Annotated in this window: 18 protein-coding genes and 3 pseudogenes; 9 read left to right on the top strand and 12 right to left on the bottom strand. The window is 68.0% G+C overall.

Annotated features, from left to right (window positions below; genetic code table 11):
* Positions 1 to 177: 177 nt before the first annotated feature.
* On the top strand, positions 178 to 996 hold the full coding sequence (locus tag ACZ45E_RS21955) for a ribosome-inactivating family protein (protein ID WP_468222876.1): 819 nt from the start codon (positions 178 to 180) through the stop codon (positions 994 to 996).
* Positions 997 to 2014: 1018 nt separating this feature from the next.
* On the opposite strand, the gene ACZ45E_RS21950 is transcribed toward ACZ45E_RS21955, so the two are convergent.
* The gene (locus ACZ45E_RS21950; RefSeq protein ID WP_468222874.1) at positions 2015 to 3754 is read right to left on the bottom strand and encodes a cellulase family glycosylhydrolase; all 1740 of its coding nucleotides are present in this window, start codon (positions 3752 to 3754) and stop codon (positions 2015 to 2017) included.
* Between the two features lie 531 nt (positions 3755 to 4285).
* Here ACZ45E_RS21950 and ACZ45E_RS21945 point away from each other — a divergent pair.
* A pseudogene (locus tag ACZ45E_RS21945) lies at positions 4286 to 4423 on the top strand (IS5 family transposase); the annotation flags it as partial.
* A gap of 82 nt (positions 4424 to 4505) precedes the next feature.
* Here the strand turns inward: ACZ45E_RS21945 and obgE are convergent.
* The 3 genes from obgE to ACZ45E_RS21930 all read right to left on the bottom strand — a co-directional run bounded on the left by obgE (position 4506) and on the right by ACZ45E_RS21930 (position 7406).
* The gene (obgE, locus tag ACZ45E_RS21940; protein WP_468223102.1) at positions 4506 to 5504 is read right to left on the bottom strand and encodes a GTPase ObgE; all 999 of its coding nucleotides are present in this window, start codon (positions 5502 to 5504) and stop codon (positions 4506 to 4508) included.
* Between the two features lie 200 nt (positions 5505 to 5704).
* Entirely contained in the window at positions 5705 to 6901 is a 1197-nt protein-coding gene (locus ACZ45E_RS21935) for an LLM class flavin-dependent oxidoreductase (protein WP_468222873.1), read from the bottom strand.
* A gap of 13 nt (positions 6902 to 6914) precedes the next feature.
* Positions 6915 to 7406, bottom strand: coding sequence for a flavin reductase family protein (locus ACZ45E_RS21930; RefSeq protein ID WP_468222871.1), 492 nt, complete (start codon positions 7404 to 7406; stop codon positions 6915 to 6917).
* 170 nt (positions 7407 to 7576) lie between these two features.
* Between ACZ45E_RS21930 and ACZ45E_RS21925 the strand changes: the two genes are divergently transcribed.
* Positions 7577 to 7966 carry a MerR family transcriptional regulator gene (locus ACZ45E_RS21925; protein ID WP_468222869.1) on the top strand — a complete coding sequence of 130 codons (390 nt, stop codon included), beginning with the start codon at positions 7577 to 7579 and terminating at the stop codon, positions 7964 to 7966.
* Between the two features lie 16 nt (positions 7967 to 7982).
* Positions 7983 to 8907: pseudogene (locus ACZ45E_RS21920) on the top strand (IS481 family transposase).
* On the opposite strand, the gene ACZ45E_RS21915 reads toward ACZ45E_RS21920, so the two are convergent.
* Both ACZ45E_RS21915 and ACZ45E_RS21910 read right to left on the bottom strand, forming a co-directional pair.
* On the bottom strand, positions 8904 to 9677 hold the full coding sequence (locus ACZ45E_RS21915) for an alpha/beta hydrolase fold domain-containing protein (RefSeq protein ID WP_468222868.1): 774 nt from the start codon (positions 9675 to 9677) through the stop codon (positions 8904 to 8906). The pseudogene ACZ45E_RS21920 and the gene ACZ45E_RS21915 overlap by 4 nt on opposite strands.
* 759 nt (positions 9678 to 10436) lie before the next feature.
* A complete protein-coding gene (locus ACZ45E_RS21910; protein ID WP_468222866.1) occupies positions 10437 to 11285 on the bottom strand; it encodes a helix-turn-helix transcriptional regulator in 849 nt (282 codons plus the stop codon).
* 139 nt (positions 11286 to 11424) lie between these two features.
* Here ACZ45E_RS21910 and ACZ45E_RS21905 point away from each other — a divergent pair, with 139 nt between their 5' ends.
* Positions 11425 to 12204, top strand: a complete 780-nt coding sequence (locus ACZ45E_RS21905) for an NAD(P)H-dependent oxidoreductase (protein ID WP_468222865.1) — start codon at positions 11425 to 11427, stop codon at positions 12202 to 12204.
* Positions 12205 to 12234: 30 nt separating this feature from the next.
* Here the strand turns inward: ACZ45E_RS21905 and ACZ45E_RS21900 are convergent.
* Together ACZ45E_RS21900 and ACZ45E_RS21895 are read right to left on the bottom strand one after the other, a co-directional pair.
* Positions 12235 to 12363 (bottom strand): annotated as a pseudogene (locus ACZ45E_RS21900) (IS256 family transposase); the annotation flags it as partial.
* A gap of 194 nt (positions 12364 to 12557) precedes the next feature.
* On the bottom strand, positions 12558 to 14186 hold the full coding sequence (locus ACZ45E_RS21895; RefSeq protein ID WP_468222863.1) for a hypothetical protein: 1629 nt from the start codon (positions 14184 to 14186) through the stop codon (positions 12558 to 12560).
* Between the two features lie 168 nt (positions 14187 to 14354).
* On the opposite strand from ACZ45E_RS21895, the gene ACZ45E_RS21890 reads away from it, so the two are divergent.
* The gene (locus ACZ45E_RS21890; RefSeq protein ID WP_468222861.1) at positions 14355 to 15476 is read left to right on the top strand and encodes an epoxide hydrolase family protein; all 1122 of its coding nucleotides are present in this window, start codon (positions 14355 to 14357) and stop codon (positions 15474 to 15476) included.
* Positions 15477 to 15866: 390 nt separating this feature from the next.
* On the opposite strand, the gene ACZ45E_RS21885 is transcribed toward ACZ45E_RS21890, so the two are convergent.
* The 3 genes from ACZ45E_RS21885 to ACZ45E_RS21875 all read right to left on the bottom strand — a co-directional run bounded on the left by ACZ45E_RS21885 (position 15867) and on the right by ACZ45E_RS21875 (position 19642).
* Positions 15867 to 16487, bottom strand: coding sequence for a hypothetical protein (locus ACZ45E_RS21885; RefSeq protein WP_468222859.1), 621 nt, complete (start codon positions 16485 to 16487; stop codon positions 15867 to 15869).
* A gap of 403 nt (positions 16488 to 16890) precedes the next feature.
* Positions 16891 to 17865: a LysR family transcriptional regulator gene (locus ACZ45E_RS21880; RefSeq protein WP_468222858.1), complete on the bottom strand. Its 975-nt coding sequence runs from the start codon at positions 17863 to 17865 to the stop codon at positions 16891 to 16893.
* 784 nt (positions 17866 to 18649) lie between these two features.
* On the bottom strand, positions 18650 to 19642 hold the full coding sequence (locus ACZ45E_RS21875) for a LacI family DNA-binding transcriptional regulator (RefSeq protein ID WP_468223100.1): 993 nt from the start codon (positions 19640 to 19642) through the stop codon (positions 18650 to 18652).
* Between the two features lie 562 nt (positions 19643 to 20204).
* Between ACZ45E_RS21875 and ACZ45E_RS21870 the strand changes: the two genes are divergently transcribed.
* Positions 20205 to 21482, top strand: a complete 1278-nt coding sequence (locus ACZ45E_RS21870) for an ABC transporter substrate-binding protein (RefSeq protein WP_468222856.1) — start codon at positions 20205 to 20207, stop codon at positions 21480 to 21482.
* Positions 21483 to 21620: 138 nt separating this feature from the next.
* Here the strand turns inward: ACZ45E_RS21870 and ACZ45E_RS21865 are convergent, their stop codons facing one another.
* Positions 21621 to 22373 carry a lysophospholipid acyltransferase family protein gene (locus ACZ45E_RS21865; protein ID WP_468223098.1) on the bottom strand — a complete coding sequence of 251 codons (753 nt, stop codon included), beginning with the start codon at positions 22371 to 22373 and terminating at the stop codon, positions 21621 to 21623.
* A 210-nt stretch (positions 22374 to 22583) separates the two neighbouring features.
* Here ACZ45E_RS21865 and ACZ45E_RS21860 point away from each other — a divergent pair, with 210 nt between their 5' ends.
* Both ACZ45E_RS21860 and ACZ45E_RS21855 read left to right on the top strand, forming a co-directional pair.
* Positions 22584 to 23786, top strand: coding sequence for a glycerophosphodiester phosphodiesterase (locus ACZ45E_RS21860; protein ID WP_468222855.1), 1203 nt, complete (start codon positions 22584 to 22586; stop codon positions 23784 to 23786).
* 74 nt (positions 23787 to 23860) lie between these two features.
* The gene (locus tag ACZ45E_RS21855) at positions 23861 to 24376 is read left to right on the top strand and encodes a sigma-70 family RNA polymerase sigma factor (RefSeq protein ID WP_468222854.1); all 516 of its coding nucleotides are present in this window, start codon (positions 23861 to 23863) and stop codon (positions 24374 to 24376) included.
* The last annotated feature ends 36 nt before the right edge of the window (positions 24377 to 24412 follow it).

The following is a 24412-nucleotide window of genomic DNA, read 5'->3' as shown; positions in this document are numbered from 1 at the left end:
CCGATCACTACGCGAAAGGTCTGCAAAAAAATGCCACTTTACTCCCGGGCGAGCCGCGGAGCGCGCGCCCTACTCGTATTCGCCCTCACATTGCTTCTCGCCTTCGCCGTCGCTCTGACGACAGGGGCCGACTCAGCTTCGGCGGCCGTTGGACGCGGCAACATCACTCGCGTCTACATGAACCTGGACACGCAGGGGAGTGCATCGCAGCAAAGTCAGTACCAGGGGCTGATAGACAGCCTCCGACGGGCGGCGGCGCAGAACTCAGGCCCCTATCGTGGGAACACCTATATCACTCAGTACGCCGATGCGGGGCTCATCCGTCTGAGTCTGAATACCACCAGGGACAACAACGAGATGAGCCTCTGGATCGACCCCACGGATCTCTACGTTCTCGGGTTCTCGAACAGAGCGAACCAGACCTGGCAGTTCAATGACAACAGAATTAGCTTGAGCGAACGACTTGCGCAGGGCGGATTCACGCCCAACGGTGGCGTCCAGACCCTTCTATTTGGCGGCGCCTACTCGAGCCTTCCCGCGTCCGCCGGCGTGACCCGCAGCAACTTCTTGCATGATTACGGCGACATCTACGGGTCCGTGACACAGCTGGCCACTGTCACGAATCCGACCGGTGGCCAGGCTAACGGTAGCGACCAGCAGTGGACCGCACGGTCCTTGCTGCTCCTGATTCAGTTCACCTCCGAGGCTGCACGGTTCTACGACATCAACGGCGTGTTCAGGACCACGATGATCGGCCAATTCGGCAGCAGGGGGCTGACTACCTATCAGCAGAATCTCGAAAACGGCTGGAGCGCTGGTTCAGCGTACGGCTACGACGTCACCAACTCCTCGACCATCCCAGGTCGCACCTCCACCGGAGGTATCACCTGGAACAGTTGGAGCGACGTGGCGTCCCGCATTGCAATTATGCTGTACCGCATCAGCGCGGTACCGGATCAGGGAAACTCGGGCAACTGGGGTCACGACGAGCTCTGACGTCGGCCAGTGCTCAGGGCCTGCAGTAAGTACTGCGTGCCAACTTAAAGGCTGATCACGGATGTTGAGGTGTCAGTTGCTCGGGGCAGGCGGCCTTTGAAGCCGATCCTGCCCGCGCCGGGCGGGCCGGCGCGAGGGTGGGCGGTGACCGGGCCGGCGCCCCTGTGCCCGGTCGCATCCTGGGCGGCCGGGCCGGTCCTCGCGAAGGCGGTGTTCGCCGTGACCGTCGCGAGTCCCGCCCGTAATCGCTTGATGGAGTGGGTGGCAGCGGCTTCGAACGTGTCACTGGGCCCAGACGGCCGGCGTCTGTGCCGAGGTGGAGGGGCTGTTCGGAGAATGCCGGCGCGGGACGTACGAGTTGTTCGGCTGGGTCCGGAGGAGGGATCCGGCGTGTCCGGCTGGGTCGGCAGCTGTGGCCGGTGCCGGGGGATGAGGCGTGCGATGCCTGGCTGCTGGAGGACGCGGAGAGTTCGGGGCAGCCCGTCGGGACGGACAGTCGGGTGCTCACCGGCCTGGACGACTACGAAGGCCCGCCCGAGGGGTACAGGGGGCGCGTTCGCGTGCACGACGGGCATCACTGGCTGGGCTCCTGCCGGGAGTTCACCCGCATCATGTCGCCCGAGCAGGTACCCGCGCCAATTGTCCGATCCCTCTGACGCTCTTTCTGTGCAAGCGTTGCCGTCCGGATCGACGGAAACGATCAACGCGTCAAAGGGCCGGATAGCGTCGCCCGGCTCTTCACCGGTCGCGCACCGCCGTCGCCGCACAGTGCCCGTTGCCACGGAGGTGACGCGGCGCAGAACCGAACTCGCCGGAGTCCCGCAACCGGCCCAGCGCGCGGTGGTGCACGTCCCGGCCGTGCTGCGATTTCGGTCCCCTACAGGGCCGCCGGCCCGGCGGTTGTGGCCGGGCCGACGGGTGCTCCCTGTCCGATACCGCCGGGCCTGGGTTTCCGGGAGTTTCGGTGGGGCAACTGCGGGGGGCGCAACTGATGTCGGTCGCGGGGAAGCGGCTGTGGTCAGGCTGTGGTGCAGGTCCTGCCGCTGAGGGTGAAGGTGGTCGGGGCAGTGTTCGTGGCGCCCCTGTTGGCGATGAAACCAAGAGTGACGGAACCGCCGGCGGTGATGGTGTCGGTGTAGGAGGCGGGGATGACGCTCACGGAGCCGCCTGTCTGGGTGGGGGTACCGCCCCACATGTTGTTGATGGTCTGGCCGTTGGTGAAAGTGAAACCGAGCTTCCAGTTGCTGACAGCGGCGGCGCCGGTGTTGCGGATGGTGATCTCGCTCTGGAAGCCGCTTCCCCAGTCCCCCACCAAGCGGTAGTCGACGGAGCAGGCGCCCGCCGGGGTGCCGGTGGTGGTAACGGTGACGGTGGCCGAGCGGGTGGAGCGGTTGCCAGCCGCGTCCTTGGCGTAAACGGCGAAGGTGTAGGCCGTGTTGCCGGACAGCCCTGCGACCGTGGCCCGGTTGGACGCCGAGCCGGCCACCCGCGTCTCGGTGTCGCCGGTGACACGGACGATGTCGTAGCCGGTGACACCCACGTCGTCCGTGGAGGCCGCCCAGCTCAAGGTCGCGGAGGTGGCCGTCACCTCGGAGGCGGTGGGAGTCCCCGGAGCGGTGGGCGCGGCGGTGTCACTGCCGGGATCACCGGGGGTCTGGCTGAGCAGGTGCGCCTTGAACCCCTCACCGTAGGTGCTGGTCGGTGTGCCGTTCCAGTCCTCGATGAGCACACTGCCACCGCTGCAACCCCAGGGGTTCCAGGTCCAGGCCGTGTACCCGACCTTGTTGGCGTCCGCCCAGGCCATCACCTGGTCGATATAGTCATGGGCGCAGGTGTTCTGACCGATCTCGCCGGCTTGGACCGGCACCTGGGCGGCGACCGCTCCGATGGTGCTGTCCCAGCACGAGGTGGTCACGCAGCCGTTGAAGTTGTAGGAGTGCCATGAGGCCATCAGATTGCCGGTGGGGTCGGCCGGCTTGAATTCCAGCCACCGACTCAGGTTGTTGGTCCACTCCAGGCCGCCCGACATGATCACGTTGGTGGCACCGGTGGCGCGTACCGCGTCGACGAGGGTCTGCATGCCGGCGACGGGGTAGGTGATTCCGGCGCAGGTGCCGCCGTCACGCAGACAGGTCCATGCGGCCGTGGCGTCGGACCAGTTGTTGGCGGCGTCCGGGTACGGCTCGTTGAACAGGTCGAAGATGACCGCTCCGTTCCCCTTGAACATCGTGGCCACCTCGGACCAGAACGTGGGGGAGTAGCGCGCGTCCGGCATCGGCTTCTGACAGGTGGCCGCGACGTCCGGGCAGCCTCCGCCGGGGCCGGTGTACTCGCCCCAGGTCCAGTGCAGGTCGAGGATCACGTTGATGCCGTTGGTCACCAGGAGGTCCGCGTAGTCCTTGACCGCCTGCTGGTACGCCGCCGCGCTGGGCGCTGTCGGAGGTAAGTTCGCGGTGCCCAGCCAGCACTCCTCGTTCAGCGGGATCCGGACAGTGTTGATCTTCCATGCCTTCATCGCGTCGACGGCCGCCTGGTCCGTCGGCCCGTCGAATATCTCCTTGCCCTGGACACAGCCGAACTCCCCGCCGGACCGGTTGACGCCCAGTGGGCGGAACGTGGAATCGGACCCGGTGACCAGGCGGTTGCCCGACACGTGCAGTGCCGGCGCCGCGGCGACCGCCGACGCCTTGCCGTCAGCGGCGGACTGACCGGCCGCCGGTGAGGCGACCGCCGAGGTCGGGCCACCGAATCCGGCCACCGAACCCGCCATAAGCACTCCGACAACGCCGAAAGCCCGAAGGGCTCTTCGCATGCTCATCGCACTCTCCCTCAACGCACGTATATGACCGATCACTCCATATGGGACCGCCCAGCGGGAGACCGGCCTCAGAGCAGGTTCCACAATGGGCAAGGCGCCTCTACTGACTGGATGACCCTCGATACTGCGCATAACGCTGCGCCTATGGGAGCGCTCCCATAGGCGGTGAGCGTAGACGCGCCGGGCAACCGGACGGAAGCTCTCTGCAGGACTTGTTTCTGGTGTCGAACCCTGGGGCTATGGAAGCGGGCAGAGGAAGGTGGTCGACGGAAGCGGGATGGGGGCGATTCATTTGCGTGACAAAAGTCCGAATGGTTCAGCCCCTGTACGGAGCCCAGAGCGGTCGGCGGCTTCTGGACACCGCAGGCCCCCGGCATGCCCTCCGAGGGCATGACGCACCACCACACCGCCGGCGTCGTCGGCTTCCTGGATCCTGGAGCAGCTGCAGGTCCAGGCCGATGCGCAGGTCTGATCGCCTGGGACGTGAGCGTGGATTCGACTGTCTGCCGTGCCCAGCAGCATGCTGTCGGCGCACGCAAAAAGGATCTGCAGCGCGAGCCGCCCGGCGGGATCGACACCGAGCCGGACGATCATGGCCTCGGACGGTCGACGGCGCTGGTCGCAGCCATCAATCGGATCCAGCGCTCGGGCTTCTCGCCGCGCACGCGGTAGATGCCGTCCTCCTCGGCGGTCACGGTGAAGCCGGCGTCGTCGACGGTCTTGGCGCGGATGACGATCCGGGGCGACTCCTCCGTCGGCTTGGTGGCCCGCGCTTCGGCGATGATCCCGGCGAGGGCGGATGAGAGGTTGTTGGGTCCTTGTGCGCGATGGCCGAGATCTCGAAGACGCGGTAACCGCGTGCCTCCAGGTCCGGGCGGTCGGCGAGGTCCTGGCCGTCCGGGATGTCGACCTTGTTCAGGGCGACGATGCGCGGGCGGTTCTCGAGTCCGCCGTACAGACGCAGTTCCTTCCCGATCATGTCGAGGTCCGAGACGGGGTCACGGTCCGACTCCAGCGTCGCGGTGTCAAGGGCGTGCACGAGGGCGGAGCAGCGCTCGACGTGCCGCAGGAACTCCAGGCCGAGGCCCGGGCCCTGGCTGGCGCCCGGGATGAGGCCCGGGACGTCCGCCATCGTGTAGACGGTCGAACCGGCGGTGACGACGCCCAGGTTGGGGACGAGGCTCGTGAACGGGTAGTCCGCTATTTTCGGCTTGGCCGCGGAGAGCACCGAGATCAGCGAGGACTTGCCCGCGCTCGGGCAGCCCACGAGCGCGACGTCGGCGGCGGTCTTGAGCTCCAGGACGATGTCCCGGCTCTCTCCCGGCTCGCCGAGCAGCGCGAAGCCGGGCGCCCTTGCGGCGAGCGGAGGCCAGCGCGCCGCGTTGCCGAGGCCGCCACGGCCGCCCAGGCCCGCGACGGAGGCGGTGCCCTGGCCCACCAGGTCGGCGAGGATGTTCCCGGCCTTGTCGAGGACTACGGTGCCGTCCGGGACGGGCAAGACGAGGTCCTGGCCGTCCTTGCCGGAACGGTTGTCACCGGCGCCGGGCTGGCCGTTCGTGGCCTTGCGGTCCTTGCAGTGGGGGTGGTGGTAGTCCGCGGCGTAGTCACAGCCTGATTGACGACGAGGATCACATTGTCGCCCCGCCCGCCGTTGCCGCTGTCGGGGCCGCCGAGCGGCTGCCTGACTCAGGCGTCCGTCAAAGCGGAACCAGCTCAGTTCGAAGAGGGACCCTGGTGGCTGGTCGTTACCCCGCCGTAGCCTTCATGATGCGGGGGTCAGGACCGTACTGCCTGGGGACGCCGAGGTTCTCACGCAACGTTGCACCGACGTAGTGCTCGGGGTAGATGCCGCGTGCGCGCAGAATGGGCACGACCGCGTCGACGAATGCGTCAACGCCGTCCTCGTAGATGTCGGGGGAGAGCCAAAACCCGTCGACGGCACCCGCCTCGAACCACTCCTGCAGGTGATCGGCGTGCACCTCTGCGGGGCCGACCGTCGTGGGGTGGTAGTCGATCACACCGTGGGCGAGGATGTCGCGGGGCGACCAGCCCCCCCCGCGCGACCGTCAAGGCGATTCCGGAACGCGGATCCATGGGGGAGGCGTGAGCGGCGGTTAGCTGCTCCGGGGTGAGGGGCTCGTCGTATCGGCTCGGCTCGATGTGTAGTCCCAGCAGCGCGCCAAGGTGAGGCAGGCGCGCCTCGATGACGTCACCGGCCAGGGCGAGGCGGCGGTCGAGGCCCTCGCGCACCGTCGGGGCAACCGTCGTCATCAGCCCCGCGAAGTACTTGATGTCGTCAGGGTCGCGTCCGGCCTCCCGCGCGGCGTCGCGCACCATCTCTCGCTGTGCGCGGGCCTCCTCGATCGTCCACACCTCGGCGATGAAGCCGCTCGCGTAGCGGCCTGCGAGTTGGAGCAGGTGGGGGCTGGGCCCCCCGGAGGTGAAGATCACCGGCTGGCCCTGCTCCGACGGCGGGATCGCGAGAGGCCCGCGCGAGGCGACATACTCGCCCTCCAGGTTGACGGGCCGAAGCTTCGACGCGTCGATGAAGCGTCCGGAGGTCTGGTCCTTGATCCAGGCGCCCTCCTGCCAGCTGCCCCAGAGCGCCTCGACGACCTGGATCGACTCATGTGCGCGCTGGTAACGCACGGCGCGCTCCACGACGGGTCTGCCGTAGTTCGCCGACACGGCCGGATCGCTCGTCGTGACGGCGTTCCATCCGGCGCGGCCGTGGCTCATCACGTCGAGTGCCTTGAACTGGCGTGCGGTGTTGAACGGCTCCTGGAAGGTGGTGGAACCCGTCGCGACGAAGCCGATCCGGGAGGTGGCCTGCGAGATGGCGGCCAGCTGCATCATCGGATCCATGATGTTGCTGAGCGTCGAGCGCTCGTCATTGCCGCGTACGGCGGGGAAGTCCGGGGTGAAAAGGAAGGTGAATCCGCCGCGCTCGGCGGCCTGCGCGTAGCGGATGTTCGCCTCGATCCTGGCGTAGTTGTCGGCGTCGACATTGGGTGCGCGCCAGGCTCCGGCGAGGTTGCCGTAGCCGTCGGTCAGTGCCATGCCAAGGATCATCTTCTTGCCTGCCATGCGGGCGTTCCTTTCAGTGGGCGAGTGTGTGGGTCGTGCTGTCGAAGAAGACCAGCGGACGCTGCGTTTCGTCTCTGTGCAGGTCTTTCACCTCGAGCAGCACGAGCGTGTGGTCGCCGGCCTCCACGGCGGTGCGGGGAGTGACGGTGATCGTCGCGAGAGCGTCCTGGACGAACGCGGCACCGTCGTAGATGTGCATCTCGACGCCGCCGAAACGTTCAGTGGCGGGCCGCCGGAGGTGTTGGAGCACCCGTGCCTGCGTCTCACCGAGAACGCTGATGCCCCAGCGCGGCGCGCGGCGCAGGATGGGCCAGGTTGTCGACGTGTGCCCGAACGCGAGGGACACGAGCGGGGGGTCCAGCGACACCGAGGTGAGCGAGTTCGCCGGCATGCCGACGATCTGTCCGTCGATCTCGGCGGCGACGACGGACAGGCCCGTGGCGAAGGCTGCGAGTGTGCGCCTCATCGCTGCCGACGTCACGGACGGTGTGGTTGTCTGCGTCATGGGACGCATGGTCCAACCTTCACACCCATGTTAATGTCAAATGGGATCCGTCACAGTGTCACTCGCCACCGATCCGGTGCAGCTGACGGACAAGGCCCGGAGACGGGTGCATGAGGTACACGGCAGTCCGGGCGCGGTGGCGTTGACGCCCATCTCGATGAGGAGGAGTCATGCGCATCGGGGAATTGTCCAAGAAGACCGGGGTCCCCACTCGGATGCTGCGGTACTACGAGGAGCAGGGGCTCATCACACCGGGTCGTCTCGACAATGGGTACCGGGAGTATGACGAATACCTCATCGACCGCGTACACAAGATCCGCGGGCTGCTCGATGCGGGCGTACCGACCCGCATCATCGGCGACATGCTGCCCTGCCTCAACCAGGGTCCGGAGATCGTGGTGACCGATCCGGACCCGGAGCTGCGCGAGATGCTCGTCGCGCAGCGCGACAAGATGACCGAGCGCATCGCTTTCCTGGAGCAGAACCGCGACGCACTCACGCGTTACATCGAGGCGATGGACATCGCGGGAGGGGTACTGCCTGCGAAAGGCGCATGGTGAGCCGCCTGCGGATTTCATGGCCGAGGTCGATCGGTGCCGGAACGTGCTGGATCCACCCGTGCCACGCCTCCGAGGGATCGCCACGGCAGAAGCACAGATGAAGTCGTTCTCGCGCACGGTGTTGAACTCCCACCGAGTTGCTCCGGCACCCGTCACTGCCAGACCAGACCGCTGCCTTCAGCTCGACCGGGCCGACGTATCGGGAACGCGGCCCTTAAGGTCCGCCTCCTGCGCCGCTGGGGGCCGGCCCACGTCGCCTACCTGCTGCGACTGAACCCCTCCACGGTGCACCGATTCCTGGCCCGCTTCGAGCTGGCCCGTCTCGCTCACCTCGACCGCGCCACCGGACGGGCGATTCGCCGCTACGAACGGTCCGCACCGGGCGAGTTGGTGCACGTGGACAGCAAGAAGCGCGGGAAAATCCCCGACGTCGGTGGCCACAAGACCCTGGTCCGCGAGGCCGACCACAGGACCCGCGCAGGCGCGGCTACAGCTACCTGTACAACGCCGTCGACGATCATTCCCGCCTTGCCCACAGCGAGATCCTCGCCGACGAGAAGGACGAGAAGAAGGAAACCGCAACCGCCTTCTGGAGCCGGGCCCAGGCCTTCTTCGACCAGGCCGGCACCACCGTCCAACGGGTGCTGACCGACAACGGCTCCTGTTACCGCTCACGCAACTGGCGCGATGCCCTCTCCGCAGCTGGGATCACCCACAAGCGGACCCGCCCCTACCGGCCGCAAACGAACGGCAAGGTCGAGCGCTTCAACCGCATCCTGCTGAACGAGTGGGCCTACGCCCGTCCCTATCGGACGGAGACCGAACGGCGCGAGGCGTTCCCTACCTGGCGACACACCTACAATCACCACCGCGGACACACCGCGCTGAAGGGCCAACCACCCGCCGGCCGCGTCCCCAACCTCACAGGGCAATACACCTAGACCAATCGATGCCGGAAGAAGTCGACTGTCCTCTCCAGCGCTTGCTGCGCGGCCGGAGGCGACCCGAGCCACATGTGGTCGGCGTCCTCATAGACCTGCAGCTCGACGTCGGCACCTGTTTCACGCAGAGCGCTGTGAAGACGCTCGCTCTGCTCCAGCGGGACGAACCGGTCGGCGGCGCCGTGCATCAACAGGAACGGCGGTGCGGTCGCGGAGACGTGTGCGGCTGGGCTGGCCTGCTCTGCCACGGCCGGAACCGTACACGGCGGGGCTCCCAGCAATTCCGCTTCGCGGGAGTGCGGGTCCAGTGGGTCGATACCGACGTCTTCGGCGAACGTGCGCAGATCGGTCGGCGGGTACCACGCGACGACGGCGCAGACGCGGCTGGACGGGCCGGTGACACCCACGTCACCCTCCAGAGCGGGGTCCTCGGAGGCGAGGCCGAGCAACGCGGCTAGATGGCCGCCGGCGGACTCTCCCCAGGCGGCGACGAGCTCGGGATCGATCCCGAGCTCACCGGCCCGGGCCCGCAGCCAACGGACCGCGGCCTTGGCGTCATGGAGCTGCGCCGGCCACCGCGCCTCTCCGGATAGGCGGTAGTCGACGCTGGCCACGGCGATGCCGGCCTGGACCAACTGCTCGAACGCGGTCTCGGCGAAGGCTGGGCCGATCCGGTGCCGACTGCCCAGCCGCCAACCGCCGCCGTGCAGGAACACGACGACCGGTACGGGGACCTGCGTCGTCGGCGGCAACCACAGGTCGAGCTCCAACGGCCGGGCCGAGGGCAGGGACGCGACTCCCGAGGAACGGGCGAGTAACGAGACAATGCTCATCTGTGTCTCACGCGCGGCCTGCCCGCGTCTCGTACTTGAACTCTGAAGAGCCCTCTCCGCGCAGGACAAGACAGTATCGATCCCTGCCGATCAGGGCCGATCGGGTGTGGGCGGAGACGTTCACGGGGTCGCGGGTCGATCAGTTCGGCCGGCCGCTGCGGGCGGTCCGGGTACGTGGCGGCGAGGGCTGCGGATGGGGGCGGCCGTGGACGAGCCGCAGGCAGCGTTGCCAGCCGGTGTCTCAGGTGTCCAGTCCTCGGGCGTCACGAAGGCGTACGGGGCCGCCAGTTGCCCGTCGCCGTGCTCCTTCACATACCGGGCCGCGGCATCGATGCCGCGCAGTACGAGCCTTCCGGCTTCAAGACCCGCGGCTGCACAAACCGCGCGAGCTCCACCGGGTCCCGCGGACTGGGGAACTTCAGCGACTCCCGCGCCCCCTGCACTCACCGACTCGATCGGCTCCGCGCCTTCCGGGCCGTCGACGTCCGCCGGTGCGATGACTCAGCTTGAAGTCGGTCGGGCTTCTCATTTTGATGTCACGTGACGCCGCTGGTGGCGGTGCCTGCGGCGGAGCCTGGTGTGAGACCCGTAGTTGGCATCGGAACCGGGGTCCCCGTACGCATGAGTCCGACTCCATTCCGCGTGATTCGGCAGAGCTGGCGGCCCCGGACGTGCACCGCCGGCGGGGGCATTGAGTTACTCGCGGATCTGCGCGCGCACTGGGGGATGTGCGTTGTCGTTGTCCGTGCCCAGGTTCGCGAGCAGGCGTAGTCCGTCCTCGGCGGGGCTGGCGGGGGCCGCCTGCAGCACCAGTAGCTCGATGCCTGATTCGTTCGGCAGCGCGAAGTTCTCATGGTGCAGTTCCAGCAGTCCGACCAGAGGGTGCCGGTACGTCTTGCGTCCATGGGTGCGGGCGCGCACGTCCGCGCGGGCCCAGAGGCGACGGAAACGTTCACTGCCCATCGCCAGTTCGCCGATGAGTGAGGCCAGGTGGGGATCCTCGGGGTATTTGCCGGCGGCCAGGCGCAGGTGCCCGACCGCGTCGAGGGTGCAGTTCTCCCAGCCCGCGTACAGGCCGCGCTCGGCTTCCTCGAGGAAGATGTGCCGGGCGGTGTTCAGGCCCGGCATCGGGCGGCCGTAGAGGAGTCCGGCGAGGCGGTTCCCGGCGAGTACGTCCATGCGGTGGTTCATGATCAGCGCGGGTGCGTCGGCTACCAGGTCCAGGACGCGCAGCAGCTCGGGGCGGACCCGCCCGCTCGGTGCCTTCGCGGGGTGGCGGCGCTGTCGGACAAGCCGGTAGAGGTGCCCGCGTTCGGTCTCGTCGAGGTCGAGGACGCGGGCGAGTGCGTCGAGGACCTGCTCGGAGGGCTGGGTCGCGCGGCCCTGCTCCAGGCGTACGTAGTAGTCGACGCTGACTCCGGACAGGTGCGCGACCTCTTCGCGGCGCAGCCCTTCGACCCGGCGGCGGCTGTCGGTAAGGATGCCGGCGGCCGCCGGGTCGACCCGGGAACGCCGGGTTCGCAGGAAACCCGCGAGATCGTCCATGTGCCCAGTATGGCTTCGGCAGGAGCCCGTGAGGGTGGTCCTGCCGATACCAGGAAGTCCCCTCCGATGGATGAGGAGCCCCTGAATGCCGGACGGCGGGACGTCCAGGATCGGAGACATCCGATCCGAAGGAGTTCCCATGAAGACGCTGATCGTCTACGCCCACCCGGAGCCGAAGTCGCTCAACGGCACGCTGAAGGATCTCGCGGTGTCCACGCTGGAGAGCGCCGGGCACGAGGTGCGGGTGAGCGATCTGTACGCGATGAACTGGAAGGCGGTCGTGGACGCCACGGACTACGGCCCCGACGCATCGAACCCGCTGAAGGTCGCCCGGGACTCGGGCCGGGCCTTCGACGCCGGGACGCTCACCCGGGACGTTCGCGCCGAGCAGGAGAAGCTGCTCTGGGCCGACACGATCATCTTCCAGTTCCCGCTGTGGTGGTACACGATGCCCGCGATCCTCAAGGGCTGGGTGGACCGGGTGTTCACCTTCCACTTCGCGTACGGCGTCGGCGAGCACAGCGACACGAAGTACGGCGAGCGCTTCGGCGAAGGCACCCTCGCGGGCCGGAAGGCTCTGCTGTCGGTGACCGTCGGCGGCCCGGAGTCGCACTACGCCGCTCGTGGGATCGGCGGGCCCATCGACGATCTGCTGTTCCCGATCCAGCACGGCATCCTCTACTACCCGGGTATCGAGGTGCTGCCGCCGTTCGTGCTGTACGGCGCCGACCGGACGACCACCGAGGACTACCCGGACATCGCCAAGGCATGGGAACAGCGCCTGCTCACCCTGGAGTCGACCGAGCCGATCGCGTTCCGGCGGCAGAACTTCGGCGACTACGAGATCCCCTCACTGCACCTGAAGGAGGGCCTGGAACCGGCGGGCCGCACGGGTTTCGGACTGCACGTGCGCGGTTGACCGATAGCGATGGGACAGGATGAGCTGAGGCGCGAGGCGTCCTTCGAAGGCGATCTGGAAGGCGTTCAGTGGCGCCTTCCAGCGCATCGTCCAGCGGCGGCGGCCCTTGCCGGTCGGATCCAGGCTCATCAGCGCCATGTATACGCACTCGAGAGATGACGGCCGGCTTGCGATGACCTGACCGACTGTTCGGTGCGCCCCCACCCGGTGGAGGCCGGGTGGGGGCGCACCTTCAGGTCGTGCGCGCGGCCGGGCAGTACGGGCGAGATCCAGGCCCTTCTCATCGACTGGGGCATGATCGGCAAGATCGACCGGCAGGCAAGCGACACGAGCCTGTCCTCTTCCCGGCGGACTCAGGCCCGGCCGGCGCGGCGGCGGGCGACCGTGAACAGCACGGTGCCCGCGGCCAGGGTCACCGCCGCGGCGGCCGCGCACCACGGCAGGGCCCCCGCGCCGGTGTCGGCCATGGGGCCGGTCCCGGTGCCGGCCGATCCCGCGCTGGCGGAGCCACCGTTGCCCGGGGAGGCAGAGGCGTCACCGGTGCCCGGGGTCGCCGTGGAGCCGCCCGAAGTCGAGCCAGTACCGGCCGTGGGAGGGGTGGAGCCGTCGCCCAGCTTGCCGTCGACGGTCACGGTGATGGGCGCGGTGTTGTTCTTGGGCTTGCTGTCCCCACTGTGCGTCAGCTTGATCGAGCCTTGAGCGAGCGCGGCAGGCTTGTCGATGCGCAGGTCGAAGACGAACGGCGCGAGTTGGCCCGCTTTGAAGTAGTACTCCCCGAGGTCCTGATGGCAGAAGTACTCCCTGGCGTCGGCCCCCTCGGGGAGGGGGAACTCAGTCGGGCGGCAATCGGCCGGTGCCTTGACCGCCGTCGTGCCCGGCGGAATGGTCACGAAGACTTCGGAGGAGGGGGAGTCGCCCGGTTCGCTGCCCCAGTTCACGATCGTGGCGGGCCCGTTGTTGCGTACGCCCAGCTCCGCTTTCACCACCTGTCCGGCCTTGCCGTCGACGGTGGCCCCCACCGCTTCGAGGTCCGCGGAGGATGACACCGTGGCCTCGCCGTACAGACCCCGCTGCAGCGATCCGGGACCGGCAGTACGCTTCGCGAGCTTCATCTCCCGTCCGGCTCCGCGGTGCGGGGAGACGGGGTCCTCGGCGGTGTCCCGCTCCTCGGCAGCGCCCGTCCACGTCTCGTTCTGTGCGCTGGCTCCGACCTTCAGTGCGGACATGTCCAGGTCATAGGTGGCGCCTGGCTCGACGGGCCCCTTGACGCGGCACTTCATCCGCGTGTCCCCGGCGCGGTACGCGGACGCGGAGCCGTATACGCAGTTGCTGAACTCCTCGACGAAGGACAGGCCCTGGGTGAGATAGAGCGAGACGTACACGTCCTGCACAGTGCGGGTGCTGAAGTTCCTGATGGCCGTGACGGGTTCGACCGTTTCGCCGGGCTTCGGCGACGTATCGCCGTTCTCGTTGGCGGCGAGCAAGCCGATGTCCGCCACGGTCGCCTTCATCGTCGTCTCGCCGACGGCGACGCCCCCCGCGGCGGCGGAGATCCGGACCTCGCCGGTGCGGGCGGGCTCGGCTCCCGGCAGAGCGGCCCAGGTCCAGGTCGTCGCGAAGGACGCTCCCGGCTCGACCGGCTTCTTCGTCCGGCAGACGACGATCCCTTTCTGCTTCTCCTCGCACCCATAGGGCAGGGCCCATCGCAACTGGCCCTTGAGCGCGGTCGCGTCGATCGTCACCTCGACGTTCTTCAGCTCCTGTGCGCTGGTGTTGCGCCCTTCGAGGGTGATCTCGTCTGCGGTGTTGATGGAGAACGGCTGGACCTCCACCGCGTCACTGCCCCCACCGAAGCTGAACTCCAGTGGAGGGTCGCCGTCGGCCGCCTGCCCGGCGGGGGCCGCACCGAGCGCCAGCAACCCCGCCGTGAGGGCGACGGCGCCGACGCGCAGTGCGTAGCGGGGCTGGGGTCTCAACGGCATGGCGCTCCTTCAGAGGTCGGTGATCGAAAGCGTTCCGATCACCGGCTCAGACCGGCGATGTCGCATGAAGGTTGTATGAACGCGGAACGGATTGCCTATGCGCGCGAGACTTGATCGAGAAGGCCACGGGCGGTGGCCCATTGGAAGCTGGCAGTAAGGAGCCGTGCCATGTCCGCCGAGCCATTCGAGGTTACCCTCACCGAAGCCGAGATCGCGGACCTGCGTGAACGATTGCGGCGGACACGGTGGCCCGAGCGCGAGCCGGTGGACGACTGGTCCCAGGGTTTGCCGCTGGTGTATGCGCAAGAGCTCTGCCGCAGCTGGGCCGAGGAGTACGACTTCGGGTTCGCCGAGCGGTTGAACGTGTTCCCGCAGTACCGGGAGACGATCGACGGGCTGGGCATCCACTTCCTGCACGTCCGCTCGCCGGAGCCGGACGCGTTCCCGCTCGTGCTCACGCACGGGTGGCCCGGTTCGGTGCTCGAGTTCCTGGAGGTCCTCGGCCCGCTCACCGACCCGCGCACGCACGGCGGTGACCCGGCGGACGCGTTCCACGTGGTCGCGCCATCGTTGCCCGGGTACGGCTGGAGTGACAAGCCGTCGACGACCGGGTGGGGCATCACTCGCACCGCGCGCGCATGGGACACCTTGATGGTCTCGCTGGGTTACGAACGATATGGCGCACAGGGCGGTGACTGGGGTTCGGCAGTGTCCGGGGCACTTGGCGAGGTGGCGCCCGAGCGGGTCGCCGGCGTGCACCTGAACCTGGGATCCGTAGCGGCGGGCACGTTCGACGACCCCACGCCCGCAGAGCGGGCGAACCTTGAAGCCGAGAAGGAGATGCGGCGCACTGGCCGGGGATACTCGGCGATCCAGGCCACCCGGCCGCAGACGCTCGGCTACGGCCTCACCGACTCTCCGGCGGGGCAGGCCGCCTGGATCGCCGAGAAGTTCTGGGCGTGGACGGACAACGACGGCCATCCCGAAGACGCGTTGTCGCGGCAGACGATCCTCGACGAGATCTCGGTCTATTGGTTCACCGCATCGGCCACCTCGTCGGCGCGCCTGTACTGGGAGAGCTTCGCCGACTTCCGGGACAAGGTGACCGCGCCCTCCGGGCTTGCGGTCTACCCGCGCGACATAACCCGCCCGTCGAGGCGGGAGGCCGAACTGCGGTTCACCGACCTGCGCTGGTTCGAAGAGCTGCCCCATGGTGGCCACTTCGCCGCGCTGGAGCAGCCGGAGTCGCTGGTCAAGCAGGTGCGCGGCTTTTTCCGCCTGTTCCGCTGACCGTCCGTGCCCTGCCTGCTCGCTAGCCGGTGGCAGTAGCCCTCCGGACGCCGCCTCGGCCCGCCAACCAGCCCGGAACCGGCAATAGTTCCCTGATCAGAGCCCACTCGGCATCGCTCATGTCCGCGCCGTGCCGGGGCCGGCGATCCGGCCGTTCCACCGCGTTCCCGTATCTATGAGCGAGACAGTCACACCCACGAGTGGACGAAGTGGACCCGGCGACCACGACCATGCGGCACTTCAACAACAGGGCCTCTTGCCTCTCGCTGGACTCGACACCTGCGAGCTACCAAGAGACCCTTCTTGCATGCCTCCACACCGAGCAACTCACCCGAACCAGGACGCCGTTCGAAGCCTCACCGACCACACGAACGGATAGAGAACGGCCAGTTAGGGAGTGGGCTCAGTGCCGTCGTCAACAATGTCGCCGCTGGGAGAGGCCACATCAGACGGTCCCTGACATTCATTGGTGACCGCCTGAGTCCAGTGCTCCTCAACCGACTCGGTGGACGAGGCGTTGCTGGCGCTCTTGGCCGGCGCCTGGAGGCCAGACTCAGGCCGGACGCCGGTCTGGCCGCCGTAGGGTTCATAGCGCTGGTTCTCGGTGTCGTAATGCCCGGCGAAGACGTACCGCTTGCTCGGTTCCATCGCCACGCTGCCTTCGCCCGGCCAGTTGGTGCCGTCGGAACGCTCGTACGCGACGGTGTTCACCACCACCGTTCCTGTGGCGGCTCCCTTGAAGGCCTTCTTGACAGAGACTTCCCACTGCTGTTCCAACTCGCCTGACTGGTCGGTCTTGTTCTCGCTGACCTTCTTCACCACCTGGCCGTAGAAGACATCGCTTGAGGCGTAGGAAACGTACTCGTCCTTGGACAAGTCCGTGGCCATCAAGTTGTCTTGGACCGTTCCGTCTCCGGAGTCGCTGACAGCGGCCTGGAGCACGGTGAAGCTGGCCACGGCGATGGCTAGGCCGGCCATGGAGAGGGCGGCGGCGCGCATCTTCTTCTTCACACTGATCAACCCCAGATCTCGTGGTAGTGCAGTGTCTGCAGGCGTCGTCGTATCAGCTTCGCAGCCATGGTGGGAGTCGGTGTTGCGGCCAGGATGGTTCGGGCTTCCCTCGAGCACAGACCGTGCTTGTGCTGGGCGAAGGCGTCGAGGATTCCAGGGTAGAACTCTCTGGGCTGGGAGCGAACCTTGTTGTGGGCCTGCCCGCGAGCCCAGACGGGCAGCCTGTACCCCCTCGCCGCGATCACACCCATGACCCGCCGTCTGACCCCAGCGAGCAGGAACCAGCGAAACGTCCAACTCCGTCAGATGATCTACTCCGCAGGCAGCCACCCATGACCAGCGTGAGCACGGCGAGAGCCGGTCACGCCAGACTGCTGGCCTACGACTTAAAGTTGGCGGAGGCTCAAGCCCCGAGAAGGGCACGGTCGGTCTCTGGCAGCCAAGTTCCAGATGGGCGTTCGAGCCAGCCCTGGATTGCACCGAGGGTGCGGGCTGCGTCGAGCAGGGCTTGCACTCCTGGGTGGCTCAGGCTGTGACGCCAGACCATGGACACTGGGGCGAGGGGTATCGGGCTGATCAACGGCCGCTGTGCCATTTCCGGGACGTCGGGGAAATCGACGTTGGCCAGGACCGACCAGCGGTGCTTGTGCATGATCCGTCTGAACTCGGTCTCGCCCTCGATTTTCGGGAAGGGCGGCGCCAGATGGATACCCCGGCCGGCGAACAAGCTGCGGGCGTAGTCCGTCCACTCGCTGGTGTCCTCGTTGCCGGCGGCCGCATATACGGTCTCACCGGCCAGTGCTGCAAGAGGCACCTGCGCTAGCGCGGCCAGAGGGTGGTCAGGGGCAAGGTGCACAGCGAGGTGGTCGTAGCGGATCAGCTGATGGCGCAGGCCGGTGCGGACAAGAGTCGACAGACCTGCCACCCGGCCGAAGGAGACATCGAGCCGTCCGTCACGGATCTCGGTCGTTGCCCGCGCGAGGCCGCTATGGAATCGTGGAACGAATTCCAAGTGCGGGGCTGCCTCACGAGCCGCAGCCAGCACCGCAGGTCCGGTGGAACCGTGGAGCGCAACATCCACGATGAGGGGACGATCGCCGGTCAGACCGGACGTCCGCCGCAGCTCTTCTCCCAACAGTTCGTGGGTGGCCAGCACCTGGCGCACGACCGGGAGGAGGCGATGCCCCTCGGGCGTCAGCCTCACCTGCTGGGTGTCCCGGTCGAAGAGGGTCCTGCCCCAGCCCTGCTCCAGATTCCGGATGTCCCGGCTCAATGCCTGCTGCGCAACGAAGAGCCGAGCGGCAGCCCGGGTGAAGTGCAGTTCTTCGGCCACGGTCACGAACGCACGCAGCAGTCGCGGGTTGATGTCCTCTCGCACCCTCCCATTGTCAGCAACTGACCTGGCTCTACAACAGAACTGCGTCAACTCCACGGGAACAGGTGTTGGACGCGTCCAGAAGCCGCCGACCAGCCTGGATCCATGCCGCATCCTTACGTCAGCAGTACGCGCCAGCGCCTGTTCCAGGGCCCCTTCTACGCCGTTGTGGGCGAGACTTATGTGATAGCCGTTTTCCCGGAGTCTCCTCCGCCGCCCACGGCCACGGCCCGACACCGGCGATGGCAGAGGAGACTACGCACTCTGCTCCGTCGCGCCACCCCATGAACCGACCACCTGCGCAGCATCGGCTCGTGAGTTCGAAGATGGGCTCTTACCGCGGCGCCGACTTCCATGCCTGGGCCCGGGACGCCACACGCATCATCGTGCAGGTCATGCAGCGCCGCGACGGCGGATTCCGCCCAACTTGGGCGAAGACAGGGAGACCGCCTCCGACCGTGCCCCCCTTCGCGGGTGGCCCCGTGACGGTGGGTGGTAGAACGGACGATCGCCTGGCCGGGACGGTGCCGCCGTCTGTCGAAGGACTGCGAGTACCTAGGTGTGTGTTCGGAGAACGTCATCCACCTCACCATGGCCATGTTCCTCGTGCGACGCCTCGCAAGACCAACCCACTGACCGGCTTCTCAGACGCCCTCTGGGCGCGGCCCGCTCGGGCTAGGGCCTGGCTGATAATTCCCGTCGTCGCCCGAAGGGCGGCCCCGCGGCGTCTGCTGCGTGCTCTGGGGCCCCCGGCCGGAGGCTGGGGGAGGGAATTTTCAGACAGGCCCTAGGACGACTCCCGCACCACCAGCTCCGTGCCGAGCACGAGCCGCGTGCGAGGGGCGGCGGGGTTCGCGATCTCGCGCAGGAGGGTTCGCGCGATGGTGCCGCCGATCTCTTCGGTGGGCTGGCGGACCGTCGTGAGCGGCGGGTTGGTGTGGCGGGCGAGATAGGAGTCCTCGAAGCCGACGACCGAGACGTCCTCCGGCACGCGGCGTCCCTGTGCGCGCAGTTCGAGCAGGATGCCCGCGGCCATCAGATCGGAGGCGGCGAAGACCGCATCCAGATCCGGGGCACGTTCAAGTAGCGAACGCATCGCCGCGCGGGCTCCTTCTTCGGTGAAGTCCCCGACCGCGACCAGGTGTTCCCGAGCTGGGACACCGGCCTCGACGAGTGCTTCCCGGCAACCGAGCAACCGGCTGCGGCCGACCTCCATGTCCTGGGGGCCCGCGACGGTGGCGATGTGACGCCGACCGCGGTCCAGGAGGTGGCGCACGGCGGCGGCGGCCCCGCCGCGGTTGTCGGCGCAGACATAACTGAGCGGGTCGTCCTCGTGGCGGCGGCCCGCGAGAACTGTCGGCAGACCGGCGGACTCCAACAGGTTCGGCAGGGCGTCCTGTTCGTGAATGGAGACCAAGAGCACGCCATCGACCCGCCGTTCGGCGACGGACTGGCTGAGCTGGTCGCGTTCGGCCTGGTCGCGGACGAGCATCAGCTGGAGCTGGGTGCGCGTGTCGGCGAGGGCGGCGCTCACCCCGCGGATCACCGCCGAGAAGTAGGGTTCCGAGCCGAGCCGGCTCTCGGACTCGGGGATGACCAGGGCGACGGCGTTGGTGCGGCGGGTGACCAGGCCGCGGGCGACCGAGTTGGGGACGTAGCCCAGTTCCGCGATGGCGTCGAGTACGGCGGCCCGCGCCTTCTCGCTGACCAGTTCCGATCCGTTCACCACGCGGGAGACGGTAGTGCGTCCGACGCCGGCCCGGGCCGCCACGGTCTTGATGGTCGGCCGGGAGCCTGCCGCCTCGCCTTGCTCGCGCTCCGGGCGTGTGCCCTGCGGCCGGCTGTCGCTTCGCGGCTCGCGGCTTCCCGTCCGCTGTTCCCGGCTTCCGCCCCGCCCCCGGCCCAGAACTTCTCGTGTGGTGTCGCCGCTCATCGTCCCGGATCCTCCCCTTCGCCCCCAAGGCCGCCCAGTTGGGTGCTCGCCCTTCCGGCCTGCGCATTCTGCCAGTTCTCGATCTGGCTCCGCCCCGCTCCCCGGCGCCTTCCGAAAATTTTCGGTGATGACGGAGCGGAAACAAGCTGAATTCGACTTCTTGACACGGGAGTTGTCGGGCCGACAGTCTTCCTCCATCTAGTGGGCACGTTCCCACCAACCTCTCAGCAGGTCCGCCATAGGCCGCGAATCATATTCGTCGGCCTCCGGAAAACCCGCTCTGAGCTGGGGACTTGGCCAGATCTGCCGCGGGCGGCCGCATGCCGGGCCGACTCGCGCCGTGGGGTGCGTCGGCGCCGTCTCAGGGAGGACGTTCATGCTCAAGGTCGAGCGAGAATTGCGTACAAGAATGACAGCCATGCTGGCCTGTACGGCGGCGGCAGCCCTGCTGTCGGGCTGCGGCGGAGACGGTGCGAGCGCCACCGGCGGTGGCGTCAAGGACGGCAAGGTCACCATCACTATGGGTTTGTACGGCGTGATGGGCTTCAAGGAGACCGGCCTGATCGAGAAGTACGAGAAGGAGAACCCGGACGTCACCGTCAAGGTCGAGGCGGCCGGCGACGAGCAGACGTACTACACCGCCCTGCAGACCCACCTCGCCAGCGGTTCCGGACTCAAGGACGTCCAGGGCATCGAGATCGGGCGGGCGAAGGAGATAACCGAGACGCAGGCCGACAAGTTCACCGACTTCGCGGGCACGAAGGGTACCGACCACTTCCTGCCCTGGAAGCAGGCCCAGATCACGACCAAGGACGGCAAGGTCCTGGGCCTCGGTACGGACACAGGGCCGATGGCGGTCTGCTACCGCAAGGACCTGTTCGAGCGGGCCGGACTGCCCACGGACCGCGAGGAGGTCGGCAAACTGTGGGCGGGTGACTGGGGCAAGTACGTCGAGACGGGCGAGAAGTTCGCCAAGGGCAACAAGGACAAGAAGGTCTCGTACCTGGACGCGGCCTCCGGCCTGTTCAACGCCATGATCTTCGGCAGCTCCGAGCAGTACTACGACAAGTCGGGCGAGCTGATCTACCAGACCAATCCGGCGGTCAAGGAGGCCTGGAACCTGTCGTCCGAAGCCGCCAAGAAGAACCTCACCGCCAAGTTGCCGCAGTTCCAGCCGGGTTGGGACCCGGGTCTCGCCAACGGCACCTTCGCCACCACGGTCTGCCCGGCCTGGATGCTCGCGCACATCACCGACAAGGCCGGGGACGCCAACAAGGGCAAGTGGGATGTGGCGAAGGCCCCCAAGGGCGCCAACTGGGGCGGCTCCTTCCTCGGCGTCACGGAGAAGAGCCCGGTGAAGGACGAGGCCAAGAAGCTCGTGGCATGGCTGACTGCTCCCGAGCAGCAGGCCTATCTCTTCGAGAAGCTGGGCAACTTCCCGTCCTCCAAGACCGCGCTCGAGGACCCGAAGGTCAAGCAGGCCACGTCGGAGTACTTCTCCGGAGCCCCGACCGGCCGGATCTTCGGAGCGGCGGCCAACGAGATCCCCGCCGAGCAAGTGCTCGGCCGTAAGGACGGCACCATCAAGGACGCCTTCTCGCAGGGCCTCCAACTGGTCGAGAACGGCACGGCTCCCGCCAAGGCGTGGCAGACCACTGACGAGCGCATCAAGAAGGCCGTCGGCTGACACGTACAGCCCCGGGGGGGGGGGGGGGGGGGGGGGGGGGGGGACCCCCCCCCCCCCCCCCCCCCCCCCCCCCCCCCCCCCCCCCCCCCCCCCCCCCCAACCCCCCCCCCCCCCCCCCCCCCCCGGCCCGTCACGTGGCTACGCGGCCTTCGCCTTGGTGGCGTACATGTCCACGTACTCCTGCCCCGACAGCCGCATGACCTCCGCCATCACGGAGTCGGTCACGGCGCGCAGCACGTAACGGTCGCGGCCCATCCCGTCGTACCGGGAGAACTCCATCGGCTCACCGAACCGGACGGTCACCCGCCCAGGCCGCGGCATCCCCGAGCCACCCGGCTGCAGCTTGTCCGTGCCGATCATCGCGAACGGGACGACGGGCGCACCGGTCATGAGGGTGAGGCGCGCGATGCCGGTGCGGCCGCGGTAGAGCCGGCCGTCGGGGGAGCGCGTGCCCTCCGGGTAGATCCCGAAGATGTCGCCGTCCTCCAGGATCCGGCGGCCGGTCATCAGCGCGGCCACACCGCCGTTGGCGCCGTCCCGGTCGACCGGGACCATGCCGACGCCGGTGAAGAACCAGGCCATCAGGCGGCCCTTGAAACTCTTTCCGGTGACGTACTCGTCCTTGCCGATGAAGCAGACCTGCCGGTCGCAGACCAGCGGGAGGATCATCGAGTCGATGAACGTCAGATGGTTGCCCGCCAGGATGACGGGGCCGGTGCCCGGAATGTTCTCGGCGCCTTCCACACGCGTGCGGAACATCAGGCGCATGATCGGACCGAGCACTGCCTTGATGAACGCGAAGCGGGACAACGGGCCCTCCGGTGTCAAGGAATGGATGATGGGGTCTGTGCAGGTGAGGACGATACTCGCGGGCGGGTACCCCTCGCACATCGGGTTCACGGACTTGATACGCGGAGTTGACGTGATTGTGCGCCCCATTTTGTGCCGGAGCGACCCCCGAGTCTGTGCCGGAGCGACCCCGAGGAGTCATCCGGCGTCACCCCGACGTTCTGTCCTGGGTCTCCCACTCGTCACTCCCGCCCACCTACGATCGACGCGCTTTGACAGGCACGAGGCGGGACCCGGCGGGAGGAGTGCTTCATGGGGAACAAGAAGTCACAGACGGCGCAGAACGCACAGGAGGCGCGGGAGGAAGGGGCGTTGGGTCGACGCTCGCTGCTCGGCGCCGCGGTGCTGAGCGCGGGCGCCGCGACCCTCGCCGCACCCGGCGCCGCGAGAGCCGCCACCCGCGACAGTGACCGGAATCACTCCGGACAGGGGTACCGGAGCCTGCCCGTGCCGACGATCGTCGCGCACCGCGGCACCAGCGGTTACCGCCCCGAGCACACCCTGGGCTCGTACCAGTTGGCGCTCGACATGGGCGCGCACGTCATCGAGGCAGGCGACGTCGTCCCGACCAAGGACGGCCACCTCGTCTGCCGTCACGAGCCGGAGATCGGCGGTACCACCGATGTCTCGGCGCACCCCGAGTTCGCGTCCCGCAGGACGACGAAGATCATCGACGGGGTCTCCACGACCGGCTGGTTCACCGAGGACTTCACACTCGCCGAGCTGAAGACGCTGCGCGCCAAGGAGCGCATCCCCGGCACCCGCCAGCACAACACCCTCTACGACGGCCGCTGGGAGATCCCCACCTTCGAAGAGGTCCTCGAATGGCGCGCGGCGCAGAGCCGCAAGCGCGGCCGCGAGGTGTGGATCCACGTCGAGACCAAGCACCCCACCTACTTCCGCAAGCTCGGCCTGGGCCTGGAGGAGCGCCTGGCCAAACTGCTGCGCGCCCACAAGCTCGACCGGAAGAACTCGCCCGCCTTCCTCCAGTCCTTCGAGCCGACGAGCATCCAGCGGCTGAACAAGCTGGTCGGCAACCCCCTGGTGGTCCTGCTCTCCACCGCGAACTCCCGCCCGGCGGACTTCGTCGACATCGGCGACCCGCGCACCGTCGCCGACCTCATCACCCCCAAGGGGCTCAGGGAGATCGTGACGTACGCGCAGGGCATCGGTCCGACCCTGGACCTGGTCATCCCCAAGGACGCGGCGGGCAGGCTCCTCGCCCCGACCACCCTCGTCAAGGACGCGCACGCGGCCGGGCTGATCCTGCACCCGTACACCATGCGCAACGAGAACACCTTCCTGCCGACCGACTTCAAGAAGGGCACGGACCCGAACGCCTACGGCGACGCGTTCGGCGCCTTCCAGGCGTACTTCGCCACCGGTATCGACGGGATCTTCTCCGACAACTGCGACACCGCCCTCCTCGCCCGCGAGGACTTCGTCAACCGCTGACCCGCGGGCGCCGGTTGGAGTGAGACACGGCCGCCCCGGCAACCAGGGGCCCGGGCGGCCGCGTCCCGCCGGGCATGACGTACGACACGGTGATCGAGACCCTGCGGCCCCTGCTCGCGGCCGAGGTCCGCGCCGAACTCCCCGGCGCCGCCGAACCCCGCGACCTCGAACAGGCCGTCTGGGTCCGCCTGTTGGAGCGCCTCGGCACCCAGGGCCCGCCGGCGGACCCGGCGGCCTGGCTCACCGCGACGGTCCGCGCGGAGGCGAGCCGCCAGCGCGGACAGGCCCTGCGCGAACTGCCGTACGTCGCCGAACCCGCCGACGGGACGGTCGGCTCGGACCCCGAACACCGCACCCTGGACCGGGAACGCGACCGGGCGCTGCATGCCGCGATCCGCAGGCTCCCCGGACGCTGCCCCCGCCTCATCGGTGCGCTGCTGTCCCCGAAAGACCTCACGTACCGTGAAATCGCAGGTGAGTTGGGTATCTCACAGGGCAGTCTTGGGCCGGAACGTTCCAGATGTCTGGGATGCCTGCGCAGAATCCTCGCCTCCGAGGTTGCGCCCACAGCCCGCAGGGGAAAAGGGTGAGGGACAACAGCGGACAGGTGAGCGGGAGGCATGCAC

The organism is Streptomyces sp. NPDC030991 (assembly GCF_055571235.1).
This window is presented reverse-complemented; position numbering and strand designations above follow the sequence as displayed.